The sequence below is a fragment of the Methylobacterium sp. Leaf91 genome (genome assembly GCF_001422815.1).
In the GTDB taxonomy this organism is placed as follows: Bacteria; Pseudomonadota; Alphaproteobacteria; order Rhizobiales; family Beijerinckiaceae; genus Methylobacterium.
In genome coordinates, this window is sequence record NZ_LMMP01000023.1 from 157,256 (window position 1) to 182,481 (window position 25,226).

Sequence of the window (25,226 nt, forward strand, 5' to 3'; positions counted from 1 at the left end):
TGTATACAGCGAGAAACGCGGGATGTTGCAGCGCCTCGGCGCGCATGCGAAGGGGTGCCCGCGTGGATGTTGGTCACGGGAGATAGCCCGGCCGAGCGGATCGGCCCGAGCGGCGGGTGCGCCGCCGGGATCTGCCTGGTGTGAAAAGCTCGGGAGGCATCGAGTTTGGGTGTCGTCGTTTCCTTCGATGAGGGCCGCTCCGATCCGGAGTCGAGCCTGAACGATCTTGTGGCCCTGGTCGCCAAGGGGATGGAGCGCGTGAACGCGACCATCCTGTCGCGAACCGGATCCGATGTCGCGATGATTCCGGAGGTGGCCAACCATCTCATCGCGTCCGGGGGCAAGCGCCTTCGCCCTATCCTCACCCTCGCCACCGCCGATCTCTGCGGCTACGGGGCCGGTGAGGGGGCGGTGAAGCTCGCCGCCAGTGTCGAGTTCATGCACACGGCGACCCTGCTCCACGACGACGTGGTGGACGAGAGCGACATGCGGCGCGGCCGCGTCGCGGCGCGGATCAAGTGGGGCAACGAGGCGAGCGTGCTCGTCGGTGATTTCCTGCTCGGCCAGGCCTTCCGCATGATGGTGGAAGTCGGCTCTCTACGGGCTCTCGATATCCTCTCGGCCGCCGCGACCGTCATCGCCGAGGGCGAGGTGATGCAGCTCACCGCCGCCAAAAACACCGAGACCTCGGAGGACGAGTATCTCGCGGTCATCCGCGCGAAGACGGCGGAATTGTTCGCCGCCGCCTGCGAGGTCGGCCCGGTGATCGCCGACCGCCCAAGGGCGGAGCAGGCGGCGTGCCGCTCCTACGGCATGAATCTCGGGATCGCCTTCCAGTTGATCGACGACGTGCTCGATTACGGCGGCACCAGTGCTTCGATGGGCAAGAATGTCGGCGACGATTTCCGCGAGGGGAAGATCACCCTGCCGATCGTCCTGGCCTTCCGACGGGGCAGCGAGGAGGAGCGGACCTTCTGGCGTCGCACACTCCAGGACGGTCAGGTCGAAGAGTCCGATCTCGACACGGCGCTCGCCATCCTGCGGAAACACCGGGCTCTCGAAGACACGATCGACCGCGCACGGCATTACGGCGCCATCGCCCGTGACGCCCTGGCGTTGTTCCCCAACGGGCCGATGAAATCGGCCCTGCTTCAGGTGGTGGATTTCTGCATCGCCCGGGCTCACTGAGCCGAGAGCGCTCCACCCATCCCGGTTCGTCTCGCGAGCCGGGAAGGGATGGGCCATCAGCGCAGCAAGGCGGCCCGGACCCACCAGGAAGGCTGTGCTGACCGGATAGCGACTGCGGCACGAACCGCATCGGAGCGGGTCGAGAACAGGCCGAACACCGTCGCGCCCGAGCCGGACATGCGGGCGAGCCGGCATCCCGCATGATCGCGCAGGCTCGTAAGCGTGTCGGCGATGACGGGGGCGACCGTGAGCGCCGGCGCTTCCAGATCGTTGCGAGCCGGCGTCACCGCCGCCAGGATCTCGTCGAAGCCGAGACCTCGCGCGAGGATCGGGTGGATGTCGCCGGCGTGGCGCTGCCCAACCGTCAGCCCCAGCGCCTTGAAGACCGGTGCGGTGGCGACCGGCACACCCGGATTGATCAGCACAGCCGGCAACGGCGCGAAACCCAGCGCCGGTCCGACATCCTCTCCGGCACCCCTCATCATCCGACCGCGCGGATCGAGGCAGACGGGAACGTCCGCCCCGGTGGCGCGGGCGGCCTCGACGATTGCGGGGTGATCCAGAGGAAGGTCGTTGAGTCGTGCCAGCAACCGCAGGGCGGCGGCGGCATCCGACGATCCGCCACCGATCCCGGCCGCCACGGGCAGACGCTTGATGAGGTGGAAGCCGCCGATGCGAAGCCCGGGGATGGCCTTGGCCAGTCCTCGGGCAGCACGGATCACGAGGTTGTCGTCGAGGGGACCGGCCGGTCCGGCAGTGGGCCCGGACACGTCCAGGGTGAGGTCGTCGCACGGCGTCAGGCTGAGCGTATCCCCCGAACCGGTGAAGGCCACGAGGCTTTCGAGCTCGTGGTAGCCATCCCCCTCACGACGGCCGAGGACGTGAAGGGTGAGATTGATCTTCGCCGGAGCGCGGGTGACGAGGATTGGCACGGCTTGCTCTGTCGGAGAGGGGCGGGTCTTTCGACCGCGGGAATGCGCGGCCGGTCTGGCCCCGCGATCCCCCACCCGTCAAGCCGGGTCTCAGCCGCCGGTCTTCTTGTCGGCCGCGCCGGGGGGCTCGCTCGGAGCCGGGGCGCCCTTCGGCAGATCCGGATTCACCTTCTCCGCCTCGGGAGGATTCTCGGCGGTAGCGGCGGGCTTTTCGAGTTCCGGCAGGCCATCCTTGAGCTTGGCGTTGATCTTGACGAGATCGTCCGGCTCGGGGTTCAGGTCCTTGGCGTGCTGCCACTGGAACTTGCCTTCGAGCCTCCGGCCCGAGCGCCAGTACGCATCGCCCAGATGGTCGTTGATCGTGGGGTCGCCGGGCTTGAGTTCGATGGCCTTCTCCAGCTCGCGCACGGCATCGTCGTAGCGCCCGAGGCGGAAATAAGCCCAGCCGAGGCTGTCGATGATCATGCCGTCGCGCGGGCTCGCATCGACGGCCTGCTTCAGCATGGTGAAGGCCTCATCGATATTCATGTTCTGGTCGACCCAGGAATAGGCGAGGTAGTTAAGCACCTGCGCCCGCGCCGCCGGTTGGTTCGGCGGAACCAGTTCCAGCGCCTTCTTGAGGTCCGCCTCGGCCTTGGGCCATTGCTTGGCCCGCTCGTAGGCGGTGCCGCGGAAGTAGAAGGTCGTCCAGTAATTGGACGCCGGCTGCTTGCCGATGAGCTCGATGGCACGGCTGTAGGTGGCTGCGGCTTCCTCGTATTTCTTGCGCGAGCGCTGCACGTTGCCGAGGGCGGTCACGACGTCGATGCTGTCGGGATGCTCCTTCATGGCGGCGTCGAGGAGTTGGGTCGCCTCCTCGCCCTTGCCCATCTGCTCCAGGTTGAGGCCGATCTGGATATCGGCGTTGAGCTTCAGCGGCGAAGATGCCGGCATCTGCGCATAAGCATCGTTGGCGCGCTCGGTCTGCTTCATCCGGTCGAGCGTGTCGGCGAGGGTCAGGCGGGCGAGGGCGTGTTCGGGGGCGAGATAGAGGGCGAGGCGCAGATAGACCACGGCGGGCAACTCGTCGCCTTGGGTCGATCCGGCCGAGCCGAGCCCGTAGAGTACCTCGCCGGCGCCCTCCTGAGCGGTGTTGACGAGGCGGGTCAGGGGCTTGCCAGCCTTCAGCTTGTCGAGGGCGTCGCGCACGATCGGGTGGCGCGGCAGAAGCTGGTCGAAGGCGGTATAGGCCTGGATCGCGAGGTCCGTCCGCCCGGCCTGCGCTTCGAACCGGGCATAGGCATCGACGATGCGCAGGGTATTCTGGTCGGCGTCGTAGGCGGCCTTGAGCCGGCGCTCCGCTTCCGCCTGATCGCCGACGAGGTTGGCGATCAACCCGGCATGGAAGTCGCGGAAAGTGTTGTAGGAGCGCTCGCCCTTCAGCTTGTTCACCACTTCGAGCGCGCGCTTTCCGTCATTGGCACCGGCATAGGCCCAAGCGGTCAGGAGGGTGCTGGTGAGATCGGCTGCAGCACCCCGTCCGCTGCGGGCGAAGTTCTGGCGGGCCTGCGCGAACTGGCCGGCCTTGATCTGGCGAACCCCAAGGCTGAGCTGCGCGAGGCCGTTCGATCCATCGCGGGCGGTGAGGCGCTCGGCCGCGCGGAATGCGTCTGGCAGTGCTCCGTCCGCGAGAAGCGACACGAAGGCGCGCTCGAGCAGTTCCGCATTGCGCGGGTCCGCTTTCACGGCCTCGCGGTAGAAGCTTGCGGCGGCGGAGGTGTCCTTGGACGCGCCGGCGATATAGGCGGACAGGAAGTTGCCCTCCAGCGACTCCGCCGGCTCGTACTCCGTCACCGGAGCCGATTCCCGGGGCTGGGCTGCCAGGGCCGTGACCGACGTCGCCACGGAGGCGGCGAGGCACAGGGCGAGAGCCGAGAGGGTCCGGCGGGTCGCGGCGTTTCCGTTCATGGGCACCAGTCGCGTTTGTAGCGCATCGTCCGTCAGGGACCGATGCCGATCGGGCGGGGACACTGAACTCTTCCCGCCATCCTCGCAAGGCGAAAGGATGGCGGGCAGTTGGGGTCCGGTGCGTCCTCACATGTTGGGATAGTTCGGCCCGCCCGGCCCCTCCGGCGTCACCCAATTGATGTTCTGGTTGGGGTCCTTGATATCGCAGGTCTTGCAGTGGACGCAGTTCTGCGCGTTGATCTGGTAGCGCACGCCATTGCCCTCCTGCACCCATTCGTAGACGCCCGCCGGGCAGTAGCGCGCCGAGGGGCCGCCATAGACGTCGTGCTCCGAGGACTTCTGGAGCGCCGCGTCCTTGACGTTGAGATGCGGCGGCTGGTCTTCTTCGTGATTGGTGTTCGAAAGATAGACCGAGGAGAGCCGGTCGAAGGTCAATTTACCGTCGGGCTTCGGATAGACGATCGGCGTCACCTCCGAGATCGGCTTCGTGGCGAGGTGATCGGGCTTGCCGTGTTTGAGTGTGCCGAAGGGCGAGGCGTCGAGGATCGTCTGCGACCACATGTCGAGGCCGCCGAGGCCTACGCCGACGAGCGTGCCGTATTTCGACCAGAGCGGCTTGACGTTGCGCACGCGCTTGAGGTCGCGGCCAATGTCGCTGTCGCGCCAGCCCGTCTCGTAATCGGTGAGTTCGTCGCCTTGCCGGCCGGCGGTGAGGGCGGCCGCGATGGCCTCGGCCGCCTGCATGCCGGAGAGCACGGCGTTGTGCGAACCCTTGATGCGCGGGACGTTGACGAAGCCGGCCGAGCAGCCGACGAGGCAGCCGCCGGGGAAGACGAGCTTCGGCACCGATTGCCAGCCGCCTTCCATGATCGCGCGGGCACCGTATCCGATGCGCTTGGCGCCCTCGAACACGTCGCGGATCATCGGGTGGGTCTTGAAGCGCTGGAACTCCTCGAACGGCGACAGGGTCGGGTTCTCGTAGTTCAGATGCGTGACGAAGCCGACCGAGAGCAGGTGATCGTCAAAATGGTAGAGCCAGGAGCCGCCGCCGGTCTTGTTCGAAAGCGGCCAGCCCATGGTGTGGCGCACGAGACCCGGCTCGAACGTCTCCGGCTTGAGCTGCCAGAGTTCCTTGACGCCGAGGCCATACTTCTGGTGATCGCTGTCCCGGTTCAGCTGGAAGCGGTCGATCAGCGTCTTGGTGAGCGAGCCGCGCGCGCCCTCGCCGAAGATCGTGTACTTGCCGCGCAGCTCCATACCGCGGGTGTAGTCGTCCCGCGGTTCGCCGGACCTGCCGATGCCGAGATCCCCGGTGGCCACGCCGATGACGGTACCGGCATCGTCGTAGAGCACTTCCGAGGCCGGAAAGCCTGGATAGATCTCGACGCCGAGTTCCTCGGCCTTGGCGCCGAGATACTTCGTCATGTTCGAGAGCGAGCCGACGAAATTACCGTGGTTCGACATGAATTTCGGGAAAGCGAAGTTCGGCAGCGCGATGCCGCTGTTCTTGGTCAGGAACAGAAACTCGTCGCGCTCGACCTCGGTCTTGAGCGGCCGGGCCTCGTCCTGACGCCAATCGGGGAGCAGTCGGTCGAGCCCGAGCGGATCGATCACGGCGCCGGACAGGATATGCGCGCCGACCTCGGACCCCTTCTCGACCACGACGACGGTGAGATCGGCGGCGATCTGCTTGAGGCGGATCGCGGCGGCAAGGCCAGCGGGCCCCGCACCGACGATCACCACGTCGAAATCCATACCCTCGCGCTCGGGCAACGCCATCCTATAAACTCCTCCTGCCGCGCGACCCGAAACCGATCGAGACCAGCCGTCGAATGCGCGATGTTATGATTGCGAACACTCTCAACCCATTCCAAGCTGGGAACGCAAGCCTGCGGATGGTCTCAGCTTTGTTCTGGCCGTCCCGCAGCCATGCAGACGATGGTAGATCCCGCCCCGCGAAGTGTTGTCCACAGGCTCCGCAAGAGCCACATCGAGAACCATGAGCCAAGGCCCCGACCACCAGCGCGACGTGATCGCCGAACTGGACTTCCATGTGGAATCCGGCGTCGATCTTTGTCTCGACGAACGCCCGCACGATCGCTTCTCCGAAACCGACGATCCCGCGCCCTGGCGCCCGGCGACGATACAGCGCGGATCGCCATCCCCCGTATCGTCGCAGCGGGCCGAGCTGTCTCACGAGGGGCCGCAGGCCGATCCGGTGCCGCCTCGCCGCGAGTTGCCGGCGCGAGGGCAGGCGCCGTCGGCCCCGCCGGCGCGGACCTATGGACAATCCGCGGCAGCGAAACCCGGGGAGGCTGCGGGCGACGCTCGGGCGCGGGCTCGCGACGTCGCCTCCCTCGAAGAGCTTGAGGCACTGCTTGCCACATTCGATGGTTGCCCCCTCAAGTTCACAGCCAAGAATCTCGTCTTCGCCGACGGAAACCCGGCGTCGAAACTCATGTTCATCGGTGAGGCACCGGGAGCGGACGAGGACCGCGTCGGCAAGCCGTTCATGGGCCGCTCGGGTCAACTGCTCGACCGGATGATGGCGGCGATCGGTCTCGACCGGACAAAAGCCTACGTCACCAACATCGTGCCATGGCGACCACCGGGAAACCGCAACCCGACACCACAAGAGGTGTCGATCTGCAAACCCTTCATCGAACGCCAGATCGAACTCGCTGACCCGGACATCATCGTCTGCCTCGGCAGTCCGGCCACACAGGCGATCACCGGCACGAAAGACGGTATCCTGAAGGCGCGAGGACGGTTCTATCCCTATCGGGTGGGTGACCGGGAGGTGAAGGCTCTGGCGACCCTCCACCCGGCCTATCTCCTACGCCAGCCACTTCAAAAACGTCTCGCGTGGCGGGATTTCCGCCTGCTGAGGGCAACCCTCGACGGCAAAGCGTAGGGCGAAAGCCGGGGTGGAAGCGGAACCGTATCTTTCACCGCGGGATTAGTTCGGGCACACGGGACCGAAGACAGTGATGCGCGTGGCGACCGGGTTCCGGTAGGGCTACGCCACGAAGGGTGACGAGATCATGCGCTGGGAAGATTTCCGCTCTTCGGACAACGTCGAGGACCGCCGTGGCGAGGGCGGTGGAGGCGGCGGAGGCTTTCCGGGTGGCGGTGCCGGCGGGCTCGGCATCGGCACCATCGTCATCCTCTGCATCATCGGCTGGGTCACAGGCATCAATCCCGCGATCCTGATCGGTGGCGCCGAGCAGATGAGCGGCGGCGGACAACCGCGCCAGGAGCGTGTCGATCCGCAGACCCAGGCCCAGCGCAAGACAAAGCCGGCGGACGAGAGCGGACGTTTCGCGGCTGCGATCCTCGGTAATACCGAGGACGTCTGGAAGGAAATTCTCCCGAACCAGACCGGCAAGCAGTACCGCCCGACCGGCATGGTGCTTTACACCGGAGGCACGCGCAGCGGCTGTGGATCGGCGCAGGCAGCGATGGGGCCGTTCTATTGTCCGCTCGATAAGAAGGTCTACCTCGACACGTCGTTCTTCAAGGAAATGGAGCAGAAGTTCGGGGTCAAAGGCGATTTCGCCTATGCTTATGTGATCGCTCACGAAGTCGGCCACCACGTGCAGGACGAACTGGGCATTCTGGGCAAGGTCCAGGGTCGCCAGCAGGCGGCATCCAGCAAGGTCGAGTCTAACCAGTTGTCGGTACGCGTGGAGTTGATGGCCGATTGCCTCGCCGGCGTCTGGGCCAAGAACTCAAACGACAAGTATAACTCTTTGGAGCCCGGTGACATCGAGGAAGCCATGCAGGCAGCTAGTGCCATCGGCGACGATAAGCTCCAGAAGCAGTCGCAGGGCTACGCCGTGCCGGATTCCTTCACGCACGGCTCGTCGGACCAGCGGATGCGGTGGTTCATGACAGGCTACAAGAGCGGCCAGACCAAGTCCTGCGATACGTTCCGCGCGGCGCGGAACTGAGGCGGCAGCTGCGACAAGAGCCGGGCACGGTATCGTGTCCGCACTGGGCAGCGGCCGAGGACGCTTATATGTCGGGATCGACCATCGGGCCCATTCACGGGTAGAACGAAGCGTTATCGCCGAGCCGAGAGCAGCCAGCCATGGTCGCCGCAGACAAGACCCGTAGCTTTATCCCGCTTTCTATCGCGGTGCTGACCGTCTCCGACACACGTGTCGCCGAAGACGACCGCTCCGGCGACACGCTGTGTGAGCGGCTCGTGGCGGCAGGGCACAGTCTCGCCGGCAGGGCCATCGTGCCCGATGAGGTGGCGGCGATCCGCGCTCAGGTGGAATCGTGGACCAGGGATTCGTCGGTCGACGTCGTGATCACCACCGGCGGCACCGGCTTTACTGGACGCGACGTGACGCCGGAAGCGATCGAGCCGCTATTCGAGAAACGGATGGACGGCTTCTCGGCGGTCTTCCATCGCATCTCCTACGACAAGATCGGGACGTCCACCCTCCAGTCGCGGGCCACGGCAGGACTCGCGAACGCCACCTTCGTCTTCGTCCTGCCGGGTTCGCCGGGAGCCTGCCGCGACGCTTGGGACGGCATTCTCTCGGCCCAGCTCGACTATCGGCACCGGCCCTGCAACTTCGTCGAGATCATGCCACGCCTGGACGAACACCTTCGACGTGGCGCTTCGATCCCGGTCTGATCACCCTCGGTTGAGCCGCACATTCACCCGTCGCGGATGCAGGCGGGTCGAGAAGACGCCGCTTGCGATCAGGCGGTCGCGGCGCACGAGGTCCCCTGCGCGGGGCGCACGGACACCGATCACGGACTCACCCTGCGCCGCAAGACGCGACGGCAGCCCGGCATGCAGCCGGCGCAATCGCCCGAGGACCATTTCAGGCCGTGCCGTGCCGATGAACCGATCGATCGTGCGGATCCAGCCCTCGGCCGGAACGTCGCCTGCTTCGAGGCAGAGGACCCACTCCCGCCGCGCGGCCTTCGCGCCAGCCGACCAAGGGGGCGTACCACCCGAACGGACCACGAAGGTCGCGCCGGTTGCCTCGGCGACGGCATCGATCGCTGCGTTATGGGTTGGGGCGATGATCACCGCATCGCCGACGAGCCCGGCAGCAACGCCCTCGACGAGAGCCCCCAGGGTGTCGGCGAGCTGGTCGACCGCCAAGGGGTCGGCCGGCCTCGCCACATGGATCAGAGCCGAAATCATGCGCGCGCATAGCGTATTTTCAGCGTGGGAAAAGCCAGGTGGCCGCGAAAGCTCCGCAAGAAACCGTTCCGGGGCGTCATAAGCCGGCGATTGCTCGAAATAAGGGCAGCGCCAGCCGTCGTGTTCCTGATATGTTCGGATCGTAAAGGCAGGTGGCGAAAGCGAAGGCTGGATTCGCCGTATGGTCTTGGCTTCAGGGTGAATTGGGGGTCACGGATGCGACAGGATGGTAAGATCGATTATCTCGAATTGCCGGGCGGCGATCTCGACCGGGTGAAAGCGTTCTACGGGAGGGCTTTCGGGTGGAGCTTCGTCGATTACGGCCCTCGCTATGCCGCCTTCGAACAGGGCCTCGATGGCGGTTTCGATGCCGATGCACCGAGAGCGATGCCGTTGCCCGTGCTCTACGCCGAGGATCTCGAAGCCATGCAGGCCCGCATCGAGGCGGCAGGTGGCACGATCGTAGCGCCGATCTTCACCTTTCCCGGCGGCCGTCGCTTTCATTTCACGGACCCGGCCGGGACGGAACTCGCAGCGTGGTCCGAGCGGTGAAGGATGGTGGCGGCGAATGCGACGACCCATTCGCCGTCCCCGCTCGGCGGCTCGCGGGAAGCACCTTCCCCACAAGCGCACGCAAGGGACGTGGGGCGACGGCCAACCCCAGCGGTCGCTACGAGCCGGCGCAGCGCGAGACATTCGACGACGGCTGGGCTTCGGATGACGCGGTCCGGCGCCTGCCGACGGAAGATCTTCCCGAGCGCGCACGCAGCATCCTGACACGGAATACTTCGCCGGACCTGCCGTTCGATCGCTCGATCAATCCCTATCGCGGCTGCGAGCACGGTTGCGTCTACTGCTTCGCCCGGCCCAACCATGCCTATGTGGGCCTTTCGCCGGGCATCGATTTCGAGACGAAGCTGTTCCACAAGGCGAACGCGGCCGAGTTGCTGGAGCGGGAGCTCTCGGTGCAGGGCTACGTGCCGGAGACGATCGCCCTCGGGACGGCAACGGACCCGTACCAGCCCATCGAACGCGACCACGGCATCACCCGCGCCGTGCTCGGCGTGCTGGCGCGTTTCCGCCATCCCGTCGGTATCGTCACCAAATCGAATCTCGTCGCCCGCGATATCGATATTCTGGCGCCGATGGCCGAACTCGGACTCGTCAAAGTGGCGATGTCGGTGACCACTCTCGACCCGGTCCTCGCCCGGCGCATGGAGCCACGCGCCCCCCATCCGGCTCGGCGCCTCGATGCGATCCGCCAGCTGAGCCACGCCGGCATCCCGGTCATGGTGATGATGGCACCGGTCATTCCGTCGCTGAACGACCATGAGATCGAGGCGGTGTTGGAGCGGGCGCGGGAATGCGGTGCCGTCGAGGCGCGGCATGTCCTTCTGCGGCTGCCTCTCGAACTCGACGACCTCGTGAACGACTGGTTCGCCGAACATTATCCTGGACGCCAGCGCCATGTGATGTCGCTCGTGCGAGAGGCCCGCGGCGGCAAAGCCTATGATGCGACTTTCGGCCGGCGGATGACCGGCAGCGGCGCCTATGCCGACCTCATCGCCCAACGCATGCGGCTCGCAAAGCAGCGGCTCGGCTATGCAGATGCACGCATCACCCTGCGCACGGATCTCTTCGACCGCACGGCCGCGACCGGGGCTCAGCTCAGCCTGTTGTGACTGCCGCAGGTGATGAAGCAAAACGCTTGGTGAAGCTCACCCGGTGATGGGCCGAACGGCCCATTCTCTCCAGGCCGGCAAGGTGGGAAGCGGTCCCGTATCCGACATTGCGATCCCAGGCATAGGCCGGATGACGGGTGGCCAGGGCCCGCATGAGATCGTCCCGCAGGGTCTTGGCGACGATGGAGGCCGCGGCGATCTGCGGTACGAGCCGGTCGCCACCGATCACCGCCCGGCACGGAAGAGCAAGGCCGGGAATGCTGTCGCGGCCATCGACGGCCACGGGCTTATCGAGCCCGAGTTTCTCGACGGCTCTCTTCATGGCGTCGAGGGTCGCGGCGCGGACGTTGATCCGGTCCACGACAGCACGCGAGCCGGCGGCGACCGCAACCTCGGCATGTTCCCTGATCAAAGGAGTCAGGCGCTCCCGCGTCGCCCGGTCGAGCTTCTTGCTATCATCGAGGCAGGCGAGCACTGAGGCCGGGAACACGGCCGGATCGAACCACACCGCCGCCACGACCACGGGGCCGGATAGAGCGCCCCGCCCGACCTCGTCGCAACCGATGAGAGCGGGGAGGGTGCGGGCGACGGAATCGGTGAACGGTCTGGGCATCAGGCCGTCTGCCTACACCCGTCCCGTCCGACGGTCACGGGATGGACGGGCAGAAACGTGTGGGAGGCCGATCTCTTCTACCAGCGGGATCACGGAGCCATCCCTCGTCGCCTGGTCACACGGCCGGTGCGGCCCGGAACGATCGGCGTCGGGGGATGGGAAGGCCGGTGCCGTGCGCTAAAGAGATGTTGGTGAAGAACTGGCGCGCGCTCTCGCTCCACGTATAGCGCAGGGCTTCCGCGCGGCAGCGCTCGCGCGGGATCGACAGGGCGGCAAGCGCGGCCTCGCGCAGGTCGGGCCCGAGAATTCCGGCGCCGGTGCCACCGATGACGTCGAGTGGTCCGGTCACCGGGTAGGCCGCCACCGGTACGCCACAGGCCAGGGCTTCGAGCAGCACGATGCCGAACGTGTCGGTCAGGCTCGGAAACACGAAGACGTCCGCCGCCGCATAGATCCGGGCGAGCGCCGCCCCGGTGAGGGTGCCGAGGAAGCACGCCTGCGGATACAGGCCCGCGAGACGCGCCCGGTCCGGTCCGTCTCCCACCACAACCTTCGTGCCCGGCAGGTCGAGATCGAGGAAGGCCGCGACGTTCTTCTCCACCGCCAGCCGGCCGACGAAAAGAAAGAACGGTCCGGGCAACCCGACCAGGGTATCCGGCAGGACGTCATCCGGCCCAGCGGGGCGAAAGAGGTCGGTATCGACTCCCCGCGTCCAGCGCATCAGGTTACCGAAACCACGGGAGGCGAGGTCACGCTCGAGGGATGGGGTCGATACCATCGTACCGCTCGCCGCGCCGTGGAAACGCCGCAGCCAGGCGTAGCTCCAACTCTCCGGAACGGGCGCGCGGGCGGCGAGATATTCGGGAAAGCGCGTGTGGTAGCTCGTGGTGAACGGGCGGCCATGCGAGAGGCAATAGCGGCGGGTCGCGTAACCGACGGTCCCCTCGGTCGCCACATGCACATGGGTCGGCGCAAGATCGGCCCAGAGGCGTGCGACCTTACCTTTCGTGGCGTAGGAAAGCCGTATCTCGGGATATCCCGGAAGCGGCACCGAAGCGAAATCCTGATGGGTCAGGAACACCGTCTCGAACCCGAGCTCGCGGCCGGCGCTGGCCATGTTCTCGAGCGAACGGACCACCCCGTTGACCTGCGGGTGCCAAGCATCGGTGGCGATCAGCAGCCTCACGCGACCGCCCTTGCCGGATTCGAGAGGACCGCGCCTCGTTCCGCCTCTTCGGCGGCAGCGCGTGCCCGCAGCACGCTCGGGTAATGCAGCACCTCCATGGTGCCATCGTAATGCTCGACGATGGCGGTGCAGGATTCCACCCAATCCCCGGTGTTCAGATAGGTCAGCCCGGCGATCTGGCGGTGAGCGGCATGGTGGATATGTCCGCAGATGACGCCGTCGGCGCCCACGCGCTTCGCCTCGGCGCTCAAAAGCTCCTCGAACTTTCCGATAAAATTGACGGCGTTCTTCACCTTCAGCTTCGCCCAGGCCGAGAGTGACCAGTAGGCGAGGCCGAGGCGGCGCCGGATCGTATTCAGATGCGTGTTGATGAAGAGCGCGAACGTGTAAGCCCCGTCACCCAGGAAGGCGATCCATTTGGCATGCCGAACGACCATGTCGAACTGGTCGCCGTGGATGACGAGGTAGCGCTTGCCGTCTGCCGCGACGTGGATCCGGTCGTCCACCACCTCGATCCCACCGAACGTCATGCCGAGATAATCTCTCAGGAATTCGTCGTGGTTGCCGGGGATGTAGATCAACGTCGAGCCCTTGCGCACTTTGCGCAACAGCTTCTGCACCACGTCGTTGTGGCTCTGCGGCCAGAACCAGCCCGATTTGAGCTGCCAGCCGTCGACAATATCGCCGACGAGGTAGATCTCATCGGCGTCGTAATCCCGCAGGAATTCCAGCAGTAACCCTGCCTGACAGCCCTTCGTGCCCAGATGCATATCGGACAGGAAGAGCGTCCTCACGCGGATCGTCTTCTCTGTATCTTCGCCCACGACCCACTCCGAATGGCTTCGGTGCGTTGAGCCAAACCGGATTCCCGTATCAGTTTGATGACGCGACCTCTGCTCGCTTCGCAGCGGACCCCTTTCAAGCAAGGCGCAGAGATGCTGCATTGCGCCACAAATTTTTTGAGTGGCGACGAAGTTTTTTGCATTTTCCTTCGACCGCGAACCTCGGCATAGTCAGGTCCAAGGTGACCCACCGGATCGCGCTGGAAAGCGTGTGTCCGGAGCCCGCACGAGGCAAAATCAAGGCCGCCGACGAGGTGAGAAACGACGTCCACGGCCATGGGAGTGTGCGAATACCGCGCGCCCCGGCCAACGGAGAGAGGCTTGATTCAGTCGAAGGCGGTTGCGTCGAGCATTCCGGACCTCGCGGGCATCGAAGATGCCTCGGGGCTGGCCTCACGCCACCCGTCGATTGACGCGGACCATGCCATCGCATCCGGCCGGAAAAACGTGAGCCGGGCGTTCGGCAACGTTGTCGTATCCTCATCCAAAGCTTAGGAACCGCACTGGCGTCGACCCAAGCCGGATCGCGACCTTAGACTACCGTATTCGAACCCAGCGTCGTGCGCTGCGTGCACGCGAACCAAAGAAGAACCGGAGACACAACATGGCGGCAACGAGACGACCGGGTCGGAATCATCTGTTCGTTCCGGGCCCGACGAACATTCCTGACCGCGTTCAGCGGGCGATGATCGTCCCCTCGGAAGATCACCGTTCGGTCGACTTCCCGACGCTGACCAAGCCCCTGTTCGAAGAGACCAAGGCGGTCTTCGGCTCCACCGAAGGCACCATCTTCCTGTTCCCCGCGTCCGGCACCGGCATCTGGGAATCCGCGCTGACGAACACGCTGCACCGTGGCGACAAGGTTCTGACCTCGCGCTTCGGCCAGTTCAGCCACCTCTGGATCGACATGGCCCAGCGCCTCGGCCTGAACGTGATCGTTCAGGAAGAAGAGTGGGGCACGGGTGCGAACCCGCAGCGGATCGAGGAGGCGCTGCGCGCCGACACGAACCACGAGATCAAGGCCGTCATGACGGTCCATAACGAGACCGCCACCGGCGTCACCAGCGACATCGGTGCCGTGCGTAAGGCGATCGACGCGGCCGGCCACCCGGCGCTTCTCTTCGTCGATGGCGTGTCCTCGATCGGCTCGCTGCCGTTCTACGCCGACGAGTGGAAGGTCGATTGCGCCATCGCGGGCTCGCAGAAGGGCCTGATGCTCCCCGCCGGCCTCGGCGTGATCTGCGTCAGCCAGAAGGCTTTGAAGGCTGCCGAGTCGTCGTCGGGTCCGAACGATCGCCTCGCGCATGTCTACTTCGACTGGGCCGACCACCAGAAGCAGAACGGCGCCGGCTACTTCCCCTACACCCCCGCTTTGCCGCTTCTCTACGGCCTGCGCGAGGCACTCGCCTGCCTGCGGGAAGAAGGTCTCGAGAACGTCTACCACCGCCATGCCGTGCTCGCCGAGGCGACCCGTCAGGCCGTGGCGGCCTGGGGTCTCAAGACCTGCGCCAAGGAAGCCAAGTGGAACTCCGACACGGTGACCGCGATCCTCGTTCCCGAAGGCGTCGATGCCGCCGCGATCATCAAGCACGCCTTCGTGCGCTACAACCTCGCCCTCGGCGCTGGTCTGAGCCAGGTGGCCGGCAAGGTGTTCCGTATCGGCCACGTGGGTGACCTGAACGAGCTCTCGCTCCTCGGCGCCATCGCGGGCGCGGAAATGGCCATGCTCGACAACGGCGTGAAGGTGCAGCCAGGCTCCGGCGTCGCCGCTGCCTCCAGCTACCTGCGCGAAAACCCGCTCGCGAAGTCCTGATCACCGTGATTTCCCGGGGCCGGCCTCTCGCCGGCCTCGGGGCATCGTCTATAGAAGTGTGTATCGCGTAACGTCGCGCTTGGCGCGGAACGTCGCTTGAGGGTTCCAATGGCGCACAAAATCGTCTTCCTCGACCGTGAATCCCTCGATGCCAAGGTGCGCGAATTCAATTTTCCGCATGAATATACCGAATACGAGTCGACTTGGACGCCGGAAGAGATCGTCGAGCGCCTGAAGGGTGCCGAGATCGCACTGATCAACAAGGTGCCGATGCGCGCCGACACGTTGAAGCAGCTGCCCGATCTCAAACTCATCGCTGTCGCCGCCACCGGCACCGACGTCGTCGACAAGAAGGCCGCCAAGGAACTCGGCATCACTGTCGTCAACATCCGTAATTACGCTTTCAACACCGTCCCCGAGCACGTGATCGGCCTGATGTTCGCCCTGCGGCGCGCCATCGTGCCCTATGCGAATTCGGTGCGCCGGGGCGATTGGGCGAAGTCCACCCAGTTCTGCTACTTCGATTATCCGATCCACGACATCGCCGGCTCGACGCTGGGCATCGTCGGCTACGGGGCTCTGGGCAAGTCGATCGCCAAGCGCGCGGAAGCGCTCGGCATGAAGGTCATTGCCTACGATGTGTTCCCGCAGGAAGGCCTCGTGGATTTCGAGACGATCCTCACCGAATCCGACGTCATCACCCTGCATGCGCCGCTGACGCCGGAGACCCGGAACATGATCGGCGCCGAGCAGCTGGCCAAGATGAAGAAGCACGCCATCCTGATCAACACGGCGCGTGGCGGCCTCGTCGACGAGGAAGCTCTCGCCGAGGCGCTCAAGGCCGGAACGATCGGTGGCGCCGGATTCGACGTGGTGATGACCGAGCCGCCCAAGAACGGCAACATCCTGTGCGAGCTCGACCTGCCGAACCTCATCGTCACGCCGCACGTGGCCTGGGCGAGCAAGGAAGCGATGCAGATCCTGGCCGACCAGCTCGTGGATAATGTCGAGGCCTATGTTGCGGGCAAACCGCAGAACGTGGTCGAAGGCTGAACGCGACGACGAGTCGGCTCCCCGGAGCCGTAATCATTCGGGGGTCGCAAGGCGATACCCCGGACACCATGAATGCGGACGCCGATCGAGTCCGCACCGAGGGCGAGCCGGAATTACGGTCTCGCCGGCGGCGCCCCACGACGATGGGGACGGTCCATCGCGCGATATGACGAGACGCGCCAATGACAACGATACGTCAGCCGCGCAGCGACGCGGGCAGAGGAAACGACATGACCAAGAAGCTGCTGTTCCAATTCGATACCGATACCGTTCCGAGCGTGTTCGACGTGGTCGTCGGCTACGATGGTGGCGCCGATCGCATCACCGGTTACGGCAACGTGACGCCCGACAATGTCGGCGCCTTGGTGGACGGGACCATCTACACCCGCGGCGGTTCCGAGAAGAAGTCCACGGCGATCTTCGTGGGCGGCGGCAGCATGGCGGCTGGCGAGGCCGTGTTCGAGGCGGTGAAGAAGCGCTTCTTCGGCCCCTTCCGCGTTTCGATCATGCTCGATTCGAACGGCTCGAACACTACGGCCGCCGCAGGCGTCGCTCTGGTTCAGAAGGCTGCCGGCTCGCTTCAGGGGAAGAAGGCCGTCGTTCTGGCCGGCACCGGTCCGGTGGGCATGCGCTCGGCCGCACTCCTGGCTCAGGAAGGCGCCACCGTGGTTCTCTGCGGTCGCTCTCTCGATAAGGCTCAGGCTGCCGCCGATTCCATCAACAAGCGCTTCAAGGTCCAGATCAGCGCCGCCGCCACGCCGGACGCCGCGTCTCGCGCCGCCATCGTCAAGGGCCAGAACCTGGTCTTCTCCGCCGGCGCCATTGGGCTCGAACTTCTGGCCGAAGCCGACTGGAAGGACGAGGCCAGCATCGAGTTCATCGCCGATTACAACGCCCAGCCGCCCCTCGGTTTCGGCGGCATCGACGCCATGGACAAGGGCAAGGAGCGCCACGGCAAGAAGGTGTTCGGCGCCCTCGGCATCGGCGGCCTGAAGCTGAAGCTTCACCGCGCCTGCGTCGGCCAGCTCTTCGACAGCGCCGAGAAGGTCTTCGACGCCGAGGAGATCTACGCCCTCGCCAAGACGATGGCCTGACCCATGAGCGAGAAGACCTCACCTGCCAACGAAACCATCCAGAGCTTCCTCGACGGGCTGGCAAGCTCGGCCCCGACTCCCGGAGGCGGCGGAGCCGCCGCCATCTCCGGTGCCATGGGTGCCGCGCTTCTCAGCATGGTGTGCAACCTCACCATCGGGAAGAAGAAATACGTCGAGGTCGAAGGCGAGCTGAAGGAGATCCTCGGCAAATCGGAGGCGCTCCGGGCCGAACTCACCGGCATGATCGCCGATGACGTCGAGGCTTTCGATGCCGTGATGGGGGCCTACGGCTTGCCCAAGGGCACCGACGAGGAGAAGGCGGCTCGCGCCGCAAGGATCCAAGAGGCCCTCAAGGTCGCCACCGACGTGCCGCTCGCCTGCTGCCGCGCCTGCCGCGAGGTCATCGACCTCGCCGAGGCCGTGGCTGAGAAAGGCAATCTCAACGTCATCTCCGATGCCGGGGTCGCAGTTCTCTCCGCTCATGCCGGCCTGCGCAGCGCCGCGCTCAACGTCTATGTCAACGCCAAGGGCCTGGACGATCGCGGATTTGCCGACGAGCGCCTGAAGCAACTCGAAGAATTGCTCGGGCCGGCAGGACCACTGAACGAAAAGATCTACGAGGTCGTAAAGGCCAAGGTGAACTAAGATCAACGACAGGCCGGCGAGAACAAACTCAGCCGGCCTTTTTGTCTACAAAATACATTCCAGCCGCCATTAAAGGCGGACTGAAAGAGAATGTAAAAAAATATTACAGCAGAAGCTCTTTCCGTGAAGTGAAATTTACGAGAGTGTCTGTCCCAGGGAAAAACGCCGAGGAGAACGCACATGGACGTGCATGAGTATCAAGCCAAGGAGCTGCTCGCCGGATTCGGCGTTGCGGTTCCGAAGGGCGCGGTGGCCTTCAGCCCCGACCAGGCGGTTTACGCCGCCACCGAACTCGGTGGCTCGTTCTGGGCGGTGAAGGCACAGATCCATGCCGGTGCGCGCGGCAAGGCCGGCGGCATCAAGCTGTGCCGGACCTACAACGAGGTCCGCGATGCCGCCAAGGACCTCCTCGGCAAGCGCCTCGTGACGCTCCAGACCGGCCCCGAGGGTAAGCCGGTTCAGCGCGTCTATATCGAGACCGCCGATCCATTCGAGCGCGAACTTTATCTCGGTTACGTCCTCGACCGTAAGGCCGAGCGCGTCCGCGTCATCGCCTCGCAGCGCGGCGGCATGGATATCGAAGAGATCGCCGCCAACGAGCCCGAAGCCCTGATCCAGGTCGTGGTCGAGCCGGCTGTCGGTCTGCAGCAGTTCCAGGCCCGCGAGATCGCGTTCCAGCTCGGCCTGAACATCAAGCAGGTCTCGGCGGCCGTGAAGACGATCATGAACGCCTACCGGGCGTTCCGCGATTGCGACGGCACCATGCTGGAGATCAACCCTCTCGTCGTCACCAAGGACGACCGCGTCCTGGCGCTCGACGCCAAGATGTCCTTCGACGACAACGCCATGTTCCGCCGGCGCAACATCGCCGACATGCACGATCCCTCGCAGGGCGATCCGCGTGAGGCCCAGGCCGCCGAGCACAACCTCAGCTATATCGGCCTCGAGGGTGAAATCGGCTGCATCGTCAACGGCGCCGGCCTCGCCATGGCGACCATGGACATGATCAAGCATGCGGGCGGCGAGCCCGCCAACTTCCTCGATGTCGGCGGCGGCGCCAGCCCCGACCGCGTGGCCACGGCCTTCCGCCTCGTTCTCTCGGACCGCAACGTCAAGGCGATCCTGGTGAACATCTTCGCCGGCATCAACCGCTGCGACTGGGTCGCCCAGGGCGTGATCCAGGCGGCGAAGGAAGTGAAGATCGACGTGCCGCTCATCGTCCGGCTCGCCGGCACGAATGTCGAGGCGGGCAAGAAGATCCTGGCCGAGAGCGGCCTCGACCTCATTACCGCCGACAGCCTGTCGGACGCCGCCACCAAGGCCGTCGCCGCCTGCGACGCCGCCAAGCGCAGCCACTGAGACGAGGGGAGGATACGTCATGAGCATTCTGATCGACGAGAAGACCCCGATCATCGTCCAGGGCATCACCGGCGATAAGGGTACGTTCCACGCCAAGGAGATGTTGGATTACGGTTCCAACGTCGTCGGTGGCGTCACCCCCGGAAAGGGCGGCAAGACCCATCTCGGCGTGCCGGTGTTCAACACCGTCAAGGAGGCCGTGGAGGCCACTGGAGCCACGACCTCGATCACCTTCGTCGCTCCGCCCTTCGCGGCCGATGCGATCATGGAAGGGGCCGATGCCGGCCTCGCGCTGATCTGCTCGATCACCGACGGCATCCCGGCGCAGGACATGATGCGGGTGAAGCGGTATCTGCGCCGCTACCCCAAGGACAAGCGCACCATGGTGGTGGGCCCGAACTGCGCCGGCATCATCTCGCCGGGCAAGTCGATGCTCGGCATCATGCCCGGCCACATCTACCTCAAGGGCAATGTCGGCGTGATCTCGCGCTCCGGCACCCTCGGCTACGAGGCCGCCGCTCAGATGAAGGAGCGGGGCATCGGCATCACGACCTCGGTGGGTATCGGCGGTGACCCGATCAACGGCTCGTCCTTCCTCGACCATCTCGCCCTGTTCGAGCAGGACCCCGAGACCAAGGCCGTGCTGATGATCGGCGAGATCGGCGGTCCGCAGGAGGCCGAGGCCTCGGCCTGGATCAAGGAGAACATGACGAAGCCCGTCATCGGCTTTGTCGCCGGCCTCACCGCCCCGAAGGGTCGCCGCATGGGCCATGCCGGCGCGATCATCTCCGCCACCGGCGACAGCGCCGCTGAAAAGGCCGAGATCATGCGCTCCTACGGCCTGACCGTCGCCCCGAGCCCCGGCGATTTCGGTTCGACGGTCGAACAGGTGATGCGCAAGATCGCGGCGTGAGCCGACGAACCCTCCCCCTCAGCGGGGGAGGGTGGTGACTGAGCGAGCGGAAGTGAGGGGCAGCGCCACCACTTCCGGTAAAGCGTTGCTCGCCTCGCCCAACCCGCTAGACCACCCCCTTGATCGCTCCGGCGCTGCGTTCCATGCTGCCGAAGCGGCTGCTCTTCACCGTTGCCCGCACGATGTCGGCGGCCATCGGCTCAACTCTGTTCGAGGTGGCCATCCGATGACCGATACTCTCCACGCCCCGGTCGGATCGCTCGACCACCCCTTCGCGCCGCCGGTCATCACCGGCACCTCGTCGAAGGAAGCGCTCGACATACTCTTCCACGCCCTGCTCGAAGTCGCCCGCCGCCACGAGCCGGAACTCGAAGCCGTCCTCCTCGGCACGGCCAACATCTCGGATTTCTCGCCAGAGCTTCTTGCCCGCGCGCTTCAGGTCCAGGGCATCTGGTTCCAGCTCCTCTCCATCGCCGAGCAAAATGCCGCCATGCGCCGGCGTCGCCATGTGGAGCGCAGCAAGGGGCGGGCGGAACTCTCCGGCAGCTTCAGCGCGGTCCTGGCGGATGCGGTCAAGAACGGCATCAAGGCGCCCGAGATCCACGCCCTTCTGAAAGACCTGCGCATTCGCCCGACCATCACGGCGCACCCCACCGAGGGAAAGCGCGTGACGGTGCTGGAGAAGTTCCGCCGCATCTATCTCGTCCTGCGCGAGCTCGAACTGCCGCGCTGGACCGAGCGTGAGCGCAACGGCCTGATGAACGAGCTTCGGGACCAGATCGAGCTCGTCTGGATGACGGGCGAACTCCATTTGGAGAAGGCCACCGTCGAGCGCGAGGTGGCCTGGGGCCTGCACTTCTTCGACGAGACCCTGTTCGAGATGCTGCCGGAAGTCCTCTACTCGCTGGAGGAATCCCTGGCCGAGTATTACCCGGACGAGAAGTTCGAGGTGCCGGCCTTCTTCCAGTTCGGCTCGTGGATCGGCGGCGACCGCGACGGCAACCCCTACGTCACATCGTCGGTGACGCGCGCCACACTTCAACGCAACGCGCTCGCCTCCCTCCGGCGCTATCGCGATGGCGTCACCGCACTCGGCCGCACGCTCTCCCTCACCGAGCGCTCGCTCCCCGTGCCGGCATCGTTCAAGTCGGAACTCGCCCAGCTGCTCACCGAGAGCGGCGACGGGCGCGCCATCGCCAGCCGCAATCCCGGCGAGGCCTATCGCCAGTTTCTCACCTGCATCCTGCGCAAGATCGAGGCGACGATCGCGCGCAACAAAGGCTTACGCTCGACCGGCCCGGATTATCCCAGCGCCGATGGTCTCATCAACGACCTGCGCCACCTCGAGGCCGGGCTCGCCGACGCCAATTGCCCGTCGCTGGCCACAGACCTCGTGCGCCCGGTGCGCCGCATGGTGGAAATTTTCCGATTCTCCACGGTGCGCCTCGACCTGCGCGAGAACACCACGCGCACCACGAAGACCCTGCACGCGCTCTGGCACCAGGCCAACGGCCAGAACAAGACGCCGCCCGCCCTCGATTCGGCGGAGTGGAAGAACTGGCTGCTGGCCGAGCTGGCGAGGCCGATGCACGGCGAGCGCTCGTTCGAGAGCCTGCCTGACGACGCCCGCGAGACGCTGGAGACTTTCGCCCTCGTCGGCGAGATGCGCGAGCAGCTCGACCGCGAGGCCTTCGGCTCCTTCATCCTGTCGATGACCCGTTCGGTCCCCGACATCCTCGGTGCGTACCTCCTCGCCAAGGAAGCCGGCAACTTCCTCGATGCCACCGGCACCGAAATCTGCTGCCTGCCGATCGTTCCGCTGTTCGAGACCATCGACGATCTTCGCGCCGCGCCCGCGATCATGAAGGAGCTGTTCTCGATCCCGGTGGTCCGCCGCTCCACCCGCTGGCAGGGCGGCGTGCAGGAGGTGATGATCGGCTACTCGGATTCGAACAAGGATGGCGGCTTCGTCGCCTCGAATTGGGAGCTCTACAAGGCGCAGGACAAGCTGACCCAACTCGGGAAGTCGTCCGGCGTGCCGATCGCGTTCTTCCACGGCCGCGGCGGTTCCGTGAGCCGAGGCGGTGCGCCGACGGCACGAGCCATCGCCGCCCAGCCGCCGGGCTCGATCAACGGGCGTTTCCGCACCACGGAACAGGGCGAAGTCGTCTCGTTCAAATACGCCAACCGGGGCACGGCGGCCTACCAGATGGAGCTTCTCGCGTCGTCGGTGTTCGACCACGCGCTGAAATCCGAGCGGGAAGCCATCAAGGTCCCGCGCAACGAGTTCGACGACTCGCTGGAAGCCCTGTCCGGCGCGTCGCGCGCGGCCTATGTCAACCTGATCCAGCATCCCGACCTCGTGACCTATTTCCAGGCCGCGAGCCCGCTGGACGAGATCGCGCTCCTCAACATCGGCTCACGCCCTGCGCGGCGGTTCGGCGCCCGGTCCCTGGCGGACCTGCGCGCGATCCCATGGGTCTTCGCATGGTCGCAGAACCGGCACGTCATCACCGGGTGGTACGGTGTCGGGTCCGGCCTGAAGAGCTTCCTCGACGTGCGTGGCGCGCAGGGCGAGGAACAGCTGAAGCGGCTTTTCGCCGAATCGAAGCCGTTCCGCCTCATCCTCGACGAGGTCGAGAAGACGCTGCTGATGGTCGATCTCGAGATCGCCCGCGACTATGCCGGTCTCGTAGCCGACGAGAAGGCTCGCGCCAGCATCTTCCCGCTGATCCAGGCCGAGTATGAGTTGACCCGCGAGATGGCGCTTCGCGTCAGCGGCGGCACCGAACTCGCGGAACGCTTTCCCCTGTTCCGAGATCGCCTCAACGGCCGCCTGCCCACGATCAACCAGGTCAGCCGCGAACAGGTGGAGCTGCTTCGCCGCTTCCGCGCCGAAGAGGATGAGGACAAGCGCGAGGCGGTGAAATCCGCCCTGCTGCTCTCGATCAACTGCATCGCCGTCGGCTTCGGTGCGACGGGCTGACGGTTTTGTAAGGATACCGAGGGCCGGGCACGGCCCTGGGACAGGCGCGAAAGCGTATCCCGACCGGTATGGTGGACCGCGTTTTGCGGTCTCTCACCAACGACCAGAACACGAACCCAGAGGAAGGATTCCCCAATGAGCTTTACCCTGATCCAGCAGGCCACCCCGCGCCTGCACCGCTCGGAACTCGCCGTTCCCGGGTCCAACCCGACCTTCATGGAGAAGTCCGCTTCCTCCAAGGCCGACGTGATCTTCCTCGACCTCGAAGACGCCGTCGCTCCCGATGACAAGGAGCAGGCCCGCAAGAACATCATCCAGGCGCTCAACGACCTGGATTGGGGCACCAAGACCATGATGATTCGCATCAACGGTCTCGACACCCACTACATGTACCGCGACGTGGTCGACATCGTCGAAGCCTGTCCGCGCCTCGACATGATCCTGATCCCCAAGGTCGGCGTGCCGGCCGACGTCTACGCCATCGACGTGCTGACGACCCAGATCGAGCAGGCCAAGAAGCGCGAGAAGAAGATCGGCTTCGAGGTGCTGATCGAGACCGCTCTGGGCATGGCCAACGTGGAGGCGATCGCCACGTCGTCGAAGCGCCTGGAAGCCATGTCTTTCGGTGTCGCCGACTACGCCGCCTCGACCCGCGCCCGCTCCACCGTCATCGGCGGCGTCAACAAGGACTTCTCGGTGCTCACCGACAAGGACGAGGCCGGCAACCGCGAGACCCATTGGCAGGATCCCTGGCTGTTCGCCCAGAACCGCATGCTGATCGCCTGCCGCGCCTACGGCCTGCGTCCGATCGACGGCCCGTTCGGCGACTTCTCCGATCCGGATGGCTACACCTCCGCTGCGCGCCGCTGCGCCGCTCTCGGCTTCGAGGGCAAGTGGGCGATCCACCCCTCGCAGATCGATCTCGCCAACGAAGTGTTCACCCCGTCGGAAGCCGAAGTCACCAAGGCCCGCCGCATCCTCGAAGCCATGGAAGAGGCCGCCAAGGCCGGCAAGGGCGCCGTGTCGCTGGACGGCCGCCTCATCGACATCGCCTCGATCCGCATGGCCGAGGCACTGATCGAGAAGGCCAACGCGATGTCGGCCAGCTGATCGGGTCGCTTCGTAGACATCGCTAAGCAGGACGGCCGCTTCCGAAAGGGGCGGCCGTCCTCGCTTTAGGCCCGAAATGTCCTATCGTCCGCAGCGTATCGCCGGGAGAACAGGCGCCGGGGCTACGTCTTCCCCCTTGGGCAGGACAGCCAAACGGCTCCGATCTCGTCGATCGACAGGGAGAAACCACCATGCATGTGACCATCGAAGACGCTCACAAGGCCATCGAGGCCGCCCGCGCCAAGGCAGTGGAGCTCGACACCCAGATGTGTATCGCCGTCGTCGATTCCGGCGGTAACCTCAAAGCGTTCTACCGGATGGACGGGGCCTGGGTCGGCTCCATCGACATCGCCCAGAAGAAGGCCAAGACCTCGGTTTTCTTCGGCATGATGACCGGTCAGATCGGCCAGTTGTCACAGCCCGGCGGCCCGCTCTTCGGCATCGAGCATTCCAATGAAGGCCTGATCACCTTCCCCGGCGGCATCCCGATCGTCGACAAGGACGGCGAGATGTCCGGCGCCATCGGCGTCAGCGGTTCGAGCGTCGAAAACGACCACGCGGTGGCTCTGGCCGGCGCCAGCGCCGTCGGCGCGACCGAGCTGCCCGCCCACCCCTGGCGGACCTGAACCGGCGAAACCGACGACGCGCATCGGGTGCAGCGCACGCGATGAATACCGTCGGTTAAGCATG

The 25,226-nt window shown here is 65.5% G+C and carries 23 protein-coding genes; 16 read left to right on the top strand and 7 right to left on the bottom strand.

Annotated elements, in window-relative coordinates; genetic code table 11:
* Positions 1 to 165: 165 nt before the first annotated feature.
* Positions 166 to 1,188 carry a polyprenyl synthetase family protein gene (locus ASF32_RS15405; protein WP_056430030.1) on the top strand — a complete coding sequence of 341 codons (1,023 nt, stop codon included), beginning with the start codon at positions 166 to 168 and terminating at the stop codon, positions 1,186 to 1,188.
* Between the two features lie 56 nt (positions 1,189 to 1,244).
* Here ASF32_RS15405 and ASF32_RS15410 read toward each other — a convergent pair whose 3' ends face one another.
* The 3 genes from ASF32_RS15410 to ASF32_RS15420 all read right to left on the bottom strand — a co-directional run bounded on the left by ASF32_RS15410 (position 1,245) and on the right by ASF32_RS15420 (position 5,846).
* Entirely contained in the window at positions 1,245 to 2,120 is an 876-nt protein-coding gene (locus tag ASF32_RS15410) for a 4-(cytidine 5'-diphospho)-2-C-methyl-D-erythritol kinase (RefSeq protein ID WP_056430033.1), read from the bottom strand.
* A gap of 90 nt (positions 2,121 to 2,210) precedes the next feature.
* On the bottom strand, positions 2,211 to 4,067 hold the full coding sequence (locus ASF32_RS15415; RefSeq protein ID WP_056430037.1) for a tetratricopeptide repeat protein: 1,857 nt from the start codon (positions 4,065 to 4,067) through the stop codon (positions 2,211 to 2,213).
* A 126-nt stretch (positions 4,068 to 4,193) separates the two neighbouring features.
* Entirely contained in the window at positions 4,194 to 5,846 is a 1,653-nt protein-coding gene (locus ASF32_RS15420; protein WP_056430040.1) for an electron transfer flavoprotein-ubiquinone oxidoreductase, read from the bottom strand.
* A 220-nt stretch (positions 5,847 to 6,066) separates the two neighbouring features.
* On the opposite strand from ASF32_RS15420, the gene ASF32_RS15425 reads away from it, so the two are divergent.
* The 3 genes from ASF32_RS15425 to moaB all read left to right on the top strand — a co-directional run bounded on the left by ASF32_RS15425 (position 6,067) and on the right by moaB (position 8,718).
* Positions 6,067 to 6,981, top strand: a complete 915-nt coding sequence (locus tag ASF32_RS15425; protein WP_056430043.1) for a uracil-DNA glycosylase — start codon at positions 6,067 to 6,069, stop codon at positions 6,979 to 6,981.
* A 130-nt stretch (positions 6,982 to 7,111) separates the two neighbouring features.
* Positions 7,112 to 8,020 (top strand): neutral zinc metallopeptidase, encoded by a 909-nt coding sequence (locus ASF32_RS15430; RefSeq protein ID WP_056430046.1) that lies wholly within the window; start codon positions 7,112 to 7,114, stop codon positions 8,018 to 8,020.
* A 140-nt stretch (positions 8,021 to 8,160) separates the two neighbouring features.
* Complete coding sequence (gene moaB, locus ASF32_RS15435) at positions 8,161 to 8,718, top strand: molybdenum cofactor biosynthesis protein B (protein WP_056430048.1); 558 nt, start codon at positions 8,161 to 8,163, stop codon at positions 8,716 to 8,718.
* On the opposite strand, the gene ASF32_RS15440 is transcribed toward moaB, so the two are convergent.
* Positions 8,719 to 9,240 carry a hypothetical protein gene (locus ASF32_RS15440; protein ID WP_056430051.1) on the bottom strand — a complete coding sequence of 174 codons (522 nt, stop codon included), beginning with the start codon at positions 9,238 to 9,240 and terminating at the stop codon, positions 8,719 to 8,721.
* 216 nt (positions 9,241 to 9,456) lie between these two features.
* On the opposite strand from ASF32_RS15440, the gene ASF32_RS15445 reads away from it, so the two are divergent.
* Entirely contained in the window at positions 9,457 to 9,792 is a 336-nt protein-coding gene (locus ASF32_RS15445) for a VOC family protein (RefSeq protein ID WP_056430053.1), read from the top strand.
* Positions 9,777 to 10,922: a PA0069 family radical SAM protein gene (locus tag ASF32_RS15450; protein ID WP_082470385.1), complete on the top strand. Its 1,146-nt coding sequence runs from the start codon at positions 9,777 to 9,779 to the stop codon at positions 10,920 to 10,922. The genes ASF32_RS15445 and ASF32_RS15450 overlap by 16 nt, the downstream gene beginning before the upstream one ends.
* On the opposite strand, the gene ASF32_RS15455 is transcribed toward ASF32_RS15450, so the two are convergent.
* The 3 genes from ASF32_RS15455 to ASF32_RS15465 form a co-directional block, all read right to left on the bottom strand.
* Positions 10,909 to 11,535, bottom strand: a complete 627-nt coding sequence (locus tag ASF32_RS15455; RefSeq protein ID WP_056430058.1) for a ribonuclease HII — start codon at positions 11,533 to 11,535, stop codon at positions 10,909 to 10,911. The genes ASF32_RS15450 and ASF32_RS15455 overlap by 14 nt on opposite strands.
* Before the next feature lie 115 nt (positions 11,536 to 11,650).
* Positions 11,651 to 12,721, bottom strand: coding sequence for a glycosyltransferase family 1 protein (locus ASF32_RS15460; RefSeq protein ID WP_056430061.1), 1,071 nt, complete (start codon positions 12,719 to 12,721; stop codon positions 11,651 to 11,653).
* On the bottom strand, positions 12,718 to 13,545 hold the full coding sequence (locus tag ASF32_RS15465) for a UDP-2,3-diacylglucosamine diphosphatase (protein ID WP_056430064.1): 828 nt from the start codon (positions 13,543 to 13,545) through the stop codon (positions 12,718 to 12,720). The genes ASF32_RS15460 and ASF32_RS15465 overlap by 4 nt, the downstream gene beginning before the upstream one ends.
* A gap of 339 nt (positions 13,546 to 13,884) precedes the next feature.
* Here ASF32_RS15465 and ASF32_RS25450 point away from each other — a divergent pair, with 339 nt between their 5' ends.
* From ASF32_RS25450 to ASF32_RS15510, 10 genes are all read left to right on the top strand, one after another.
* Complete coding sequence (locus ASF32_RS25450) at positions 13,885 to 14,058, top strand: hypothetical protein (protein ID WP_156467843.1); 174 nt, start codon at positions 13,885 to 13,887, stop codon at positions 14,056 to 14,058.
* A 109-nt stretch (positions 14,059 to 14,167) separates the two neighbouring features.
* Positions 14,168 to 15,376: an aminotransferase class V-fold PLP-dependent enzyme gene (locus ASF32_RS15470; protein WP_056430067.1), complete on the top strand. Its 1,209-nt coding sequence runs from the start codon at positions 14,168 to 14,170 to the stop codon at positions 15,374 to 15,376.
* Between the two features lie 108 nt (positions 15,377 to 15,484).
* Positions 15,485 to 16,429 (top strand): D-2-hydroxyacid dehydrogenase, encoded by a 945-nt coding sequence (locus ASF32_RS15475; protein ID WP_056430070.1) that lies wholly within the window; start codon positions 15,485 to 15,487, stop codon positions 16,427 to 16,429.
* Positions 16,430 to 16,659: 230 nt separating this feature from the next.
* The gene (locus tag ASF32_RS15480) at positions 16,660 to 17,523 is read left to right on the top strand and encodes an NADP-dependent methylenetetrahydromethanopterin/methylenetetrahydrofolate dehydrogenase (RefSeq protein ID WP_056430072.1); all 864 of its coding nucleotides are present in this window, start codon (positions 16,660 to 16,662) and stop codon (positions 17,521 to 17,523) included.
* 3 nt (positions 17,524 to 17,526) lie between these two features.
* Entirely contained in the window at positions 17,527 to 18,168 is a 642-nt protein-coding gene (fchA, locus tag ASF32_RS15485) for a methenyltetrahydrofolate cyclohydrolase (protein WP_056430075.1), read from the top strand.
* A 180-nt stretch (positions 18,169 to 18,348) separates the two neighbouring features.
* The gene (locus tag ASF32_RS15490; RefSeq protein ID WP_056430078.1) at positions 18,349 to 19,527 is read left to right on the top strand and encodes a malate--CoA ligase subunit beta; all 1,179 of its coding nucleotides are present in this window, start codon (positions 18,349 to 18,351) and stop codon (positions 19,525 to 19,527) included.
* A 19-nt stretch (positions 19,528 to 19,546) separates the two neighbouring features.
* Positions 19,547 to 20,440 (top strand): succinate--CoA ligase subunit alpha, encoded by an 894-nt coding sequence (gene sucD / locus ASF32_RS15495; RefSeq protein ID WP_056430080.1) that lies wholly within the window; start codon positions 19,547 to 19,549, stop codon positions 20,438 to 20,440.
* Positions 20,441 to 20,666: 226 nt separating this feature from the next.
* A complete protein-coding gene (locus ASF32_RS15500) occupies positions 20,667 to 23,426 on the top strand; it encodes a phosphoenolpyruvate carboxylase (RefSeq protein WP_056430083.1) in 2,760 nt (919 codons plus the stop codon).
* A 135-nt stretch (positions 23,427 to 23,561) separates the two neighbouring features.
* A complete protein-coding gene (locus ASF32_RS15505) occupies positions 23,562 to 24,536 on the top strand; it encodes a CoA ester lyase (RefSeq protein ID WP_018042403.1) in 975 nt (324 codons plus the stop codon).
* A gap of 191 nt (positions 24,537 to 24,727) precedes the next feature.
* Entirely contained in the window at positions 24,728 to 25,162 is a 435-nt protein-coding gene (locus ASF32_RS15510; protein WP_018042404.1) for a heme-binding protein, read from the top strand.
* Positions 25,163 to 25,226: the final 64 nt, after the last annotated feature.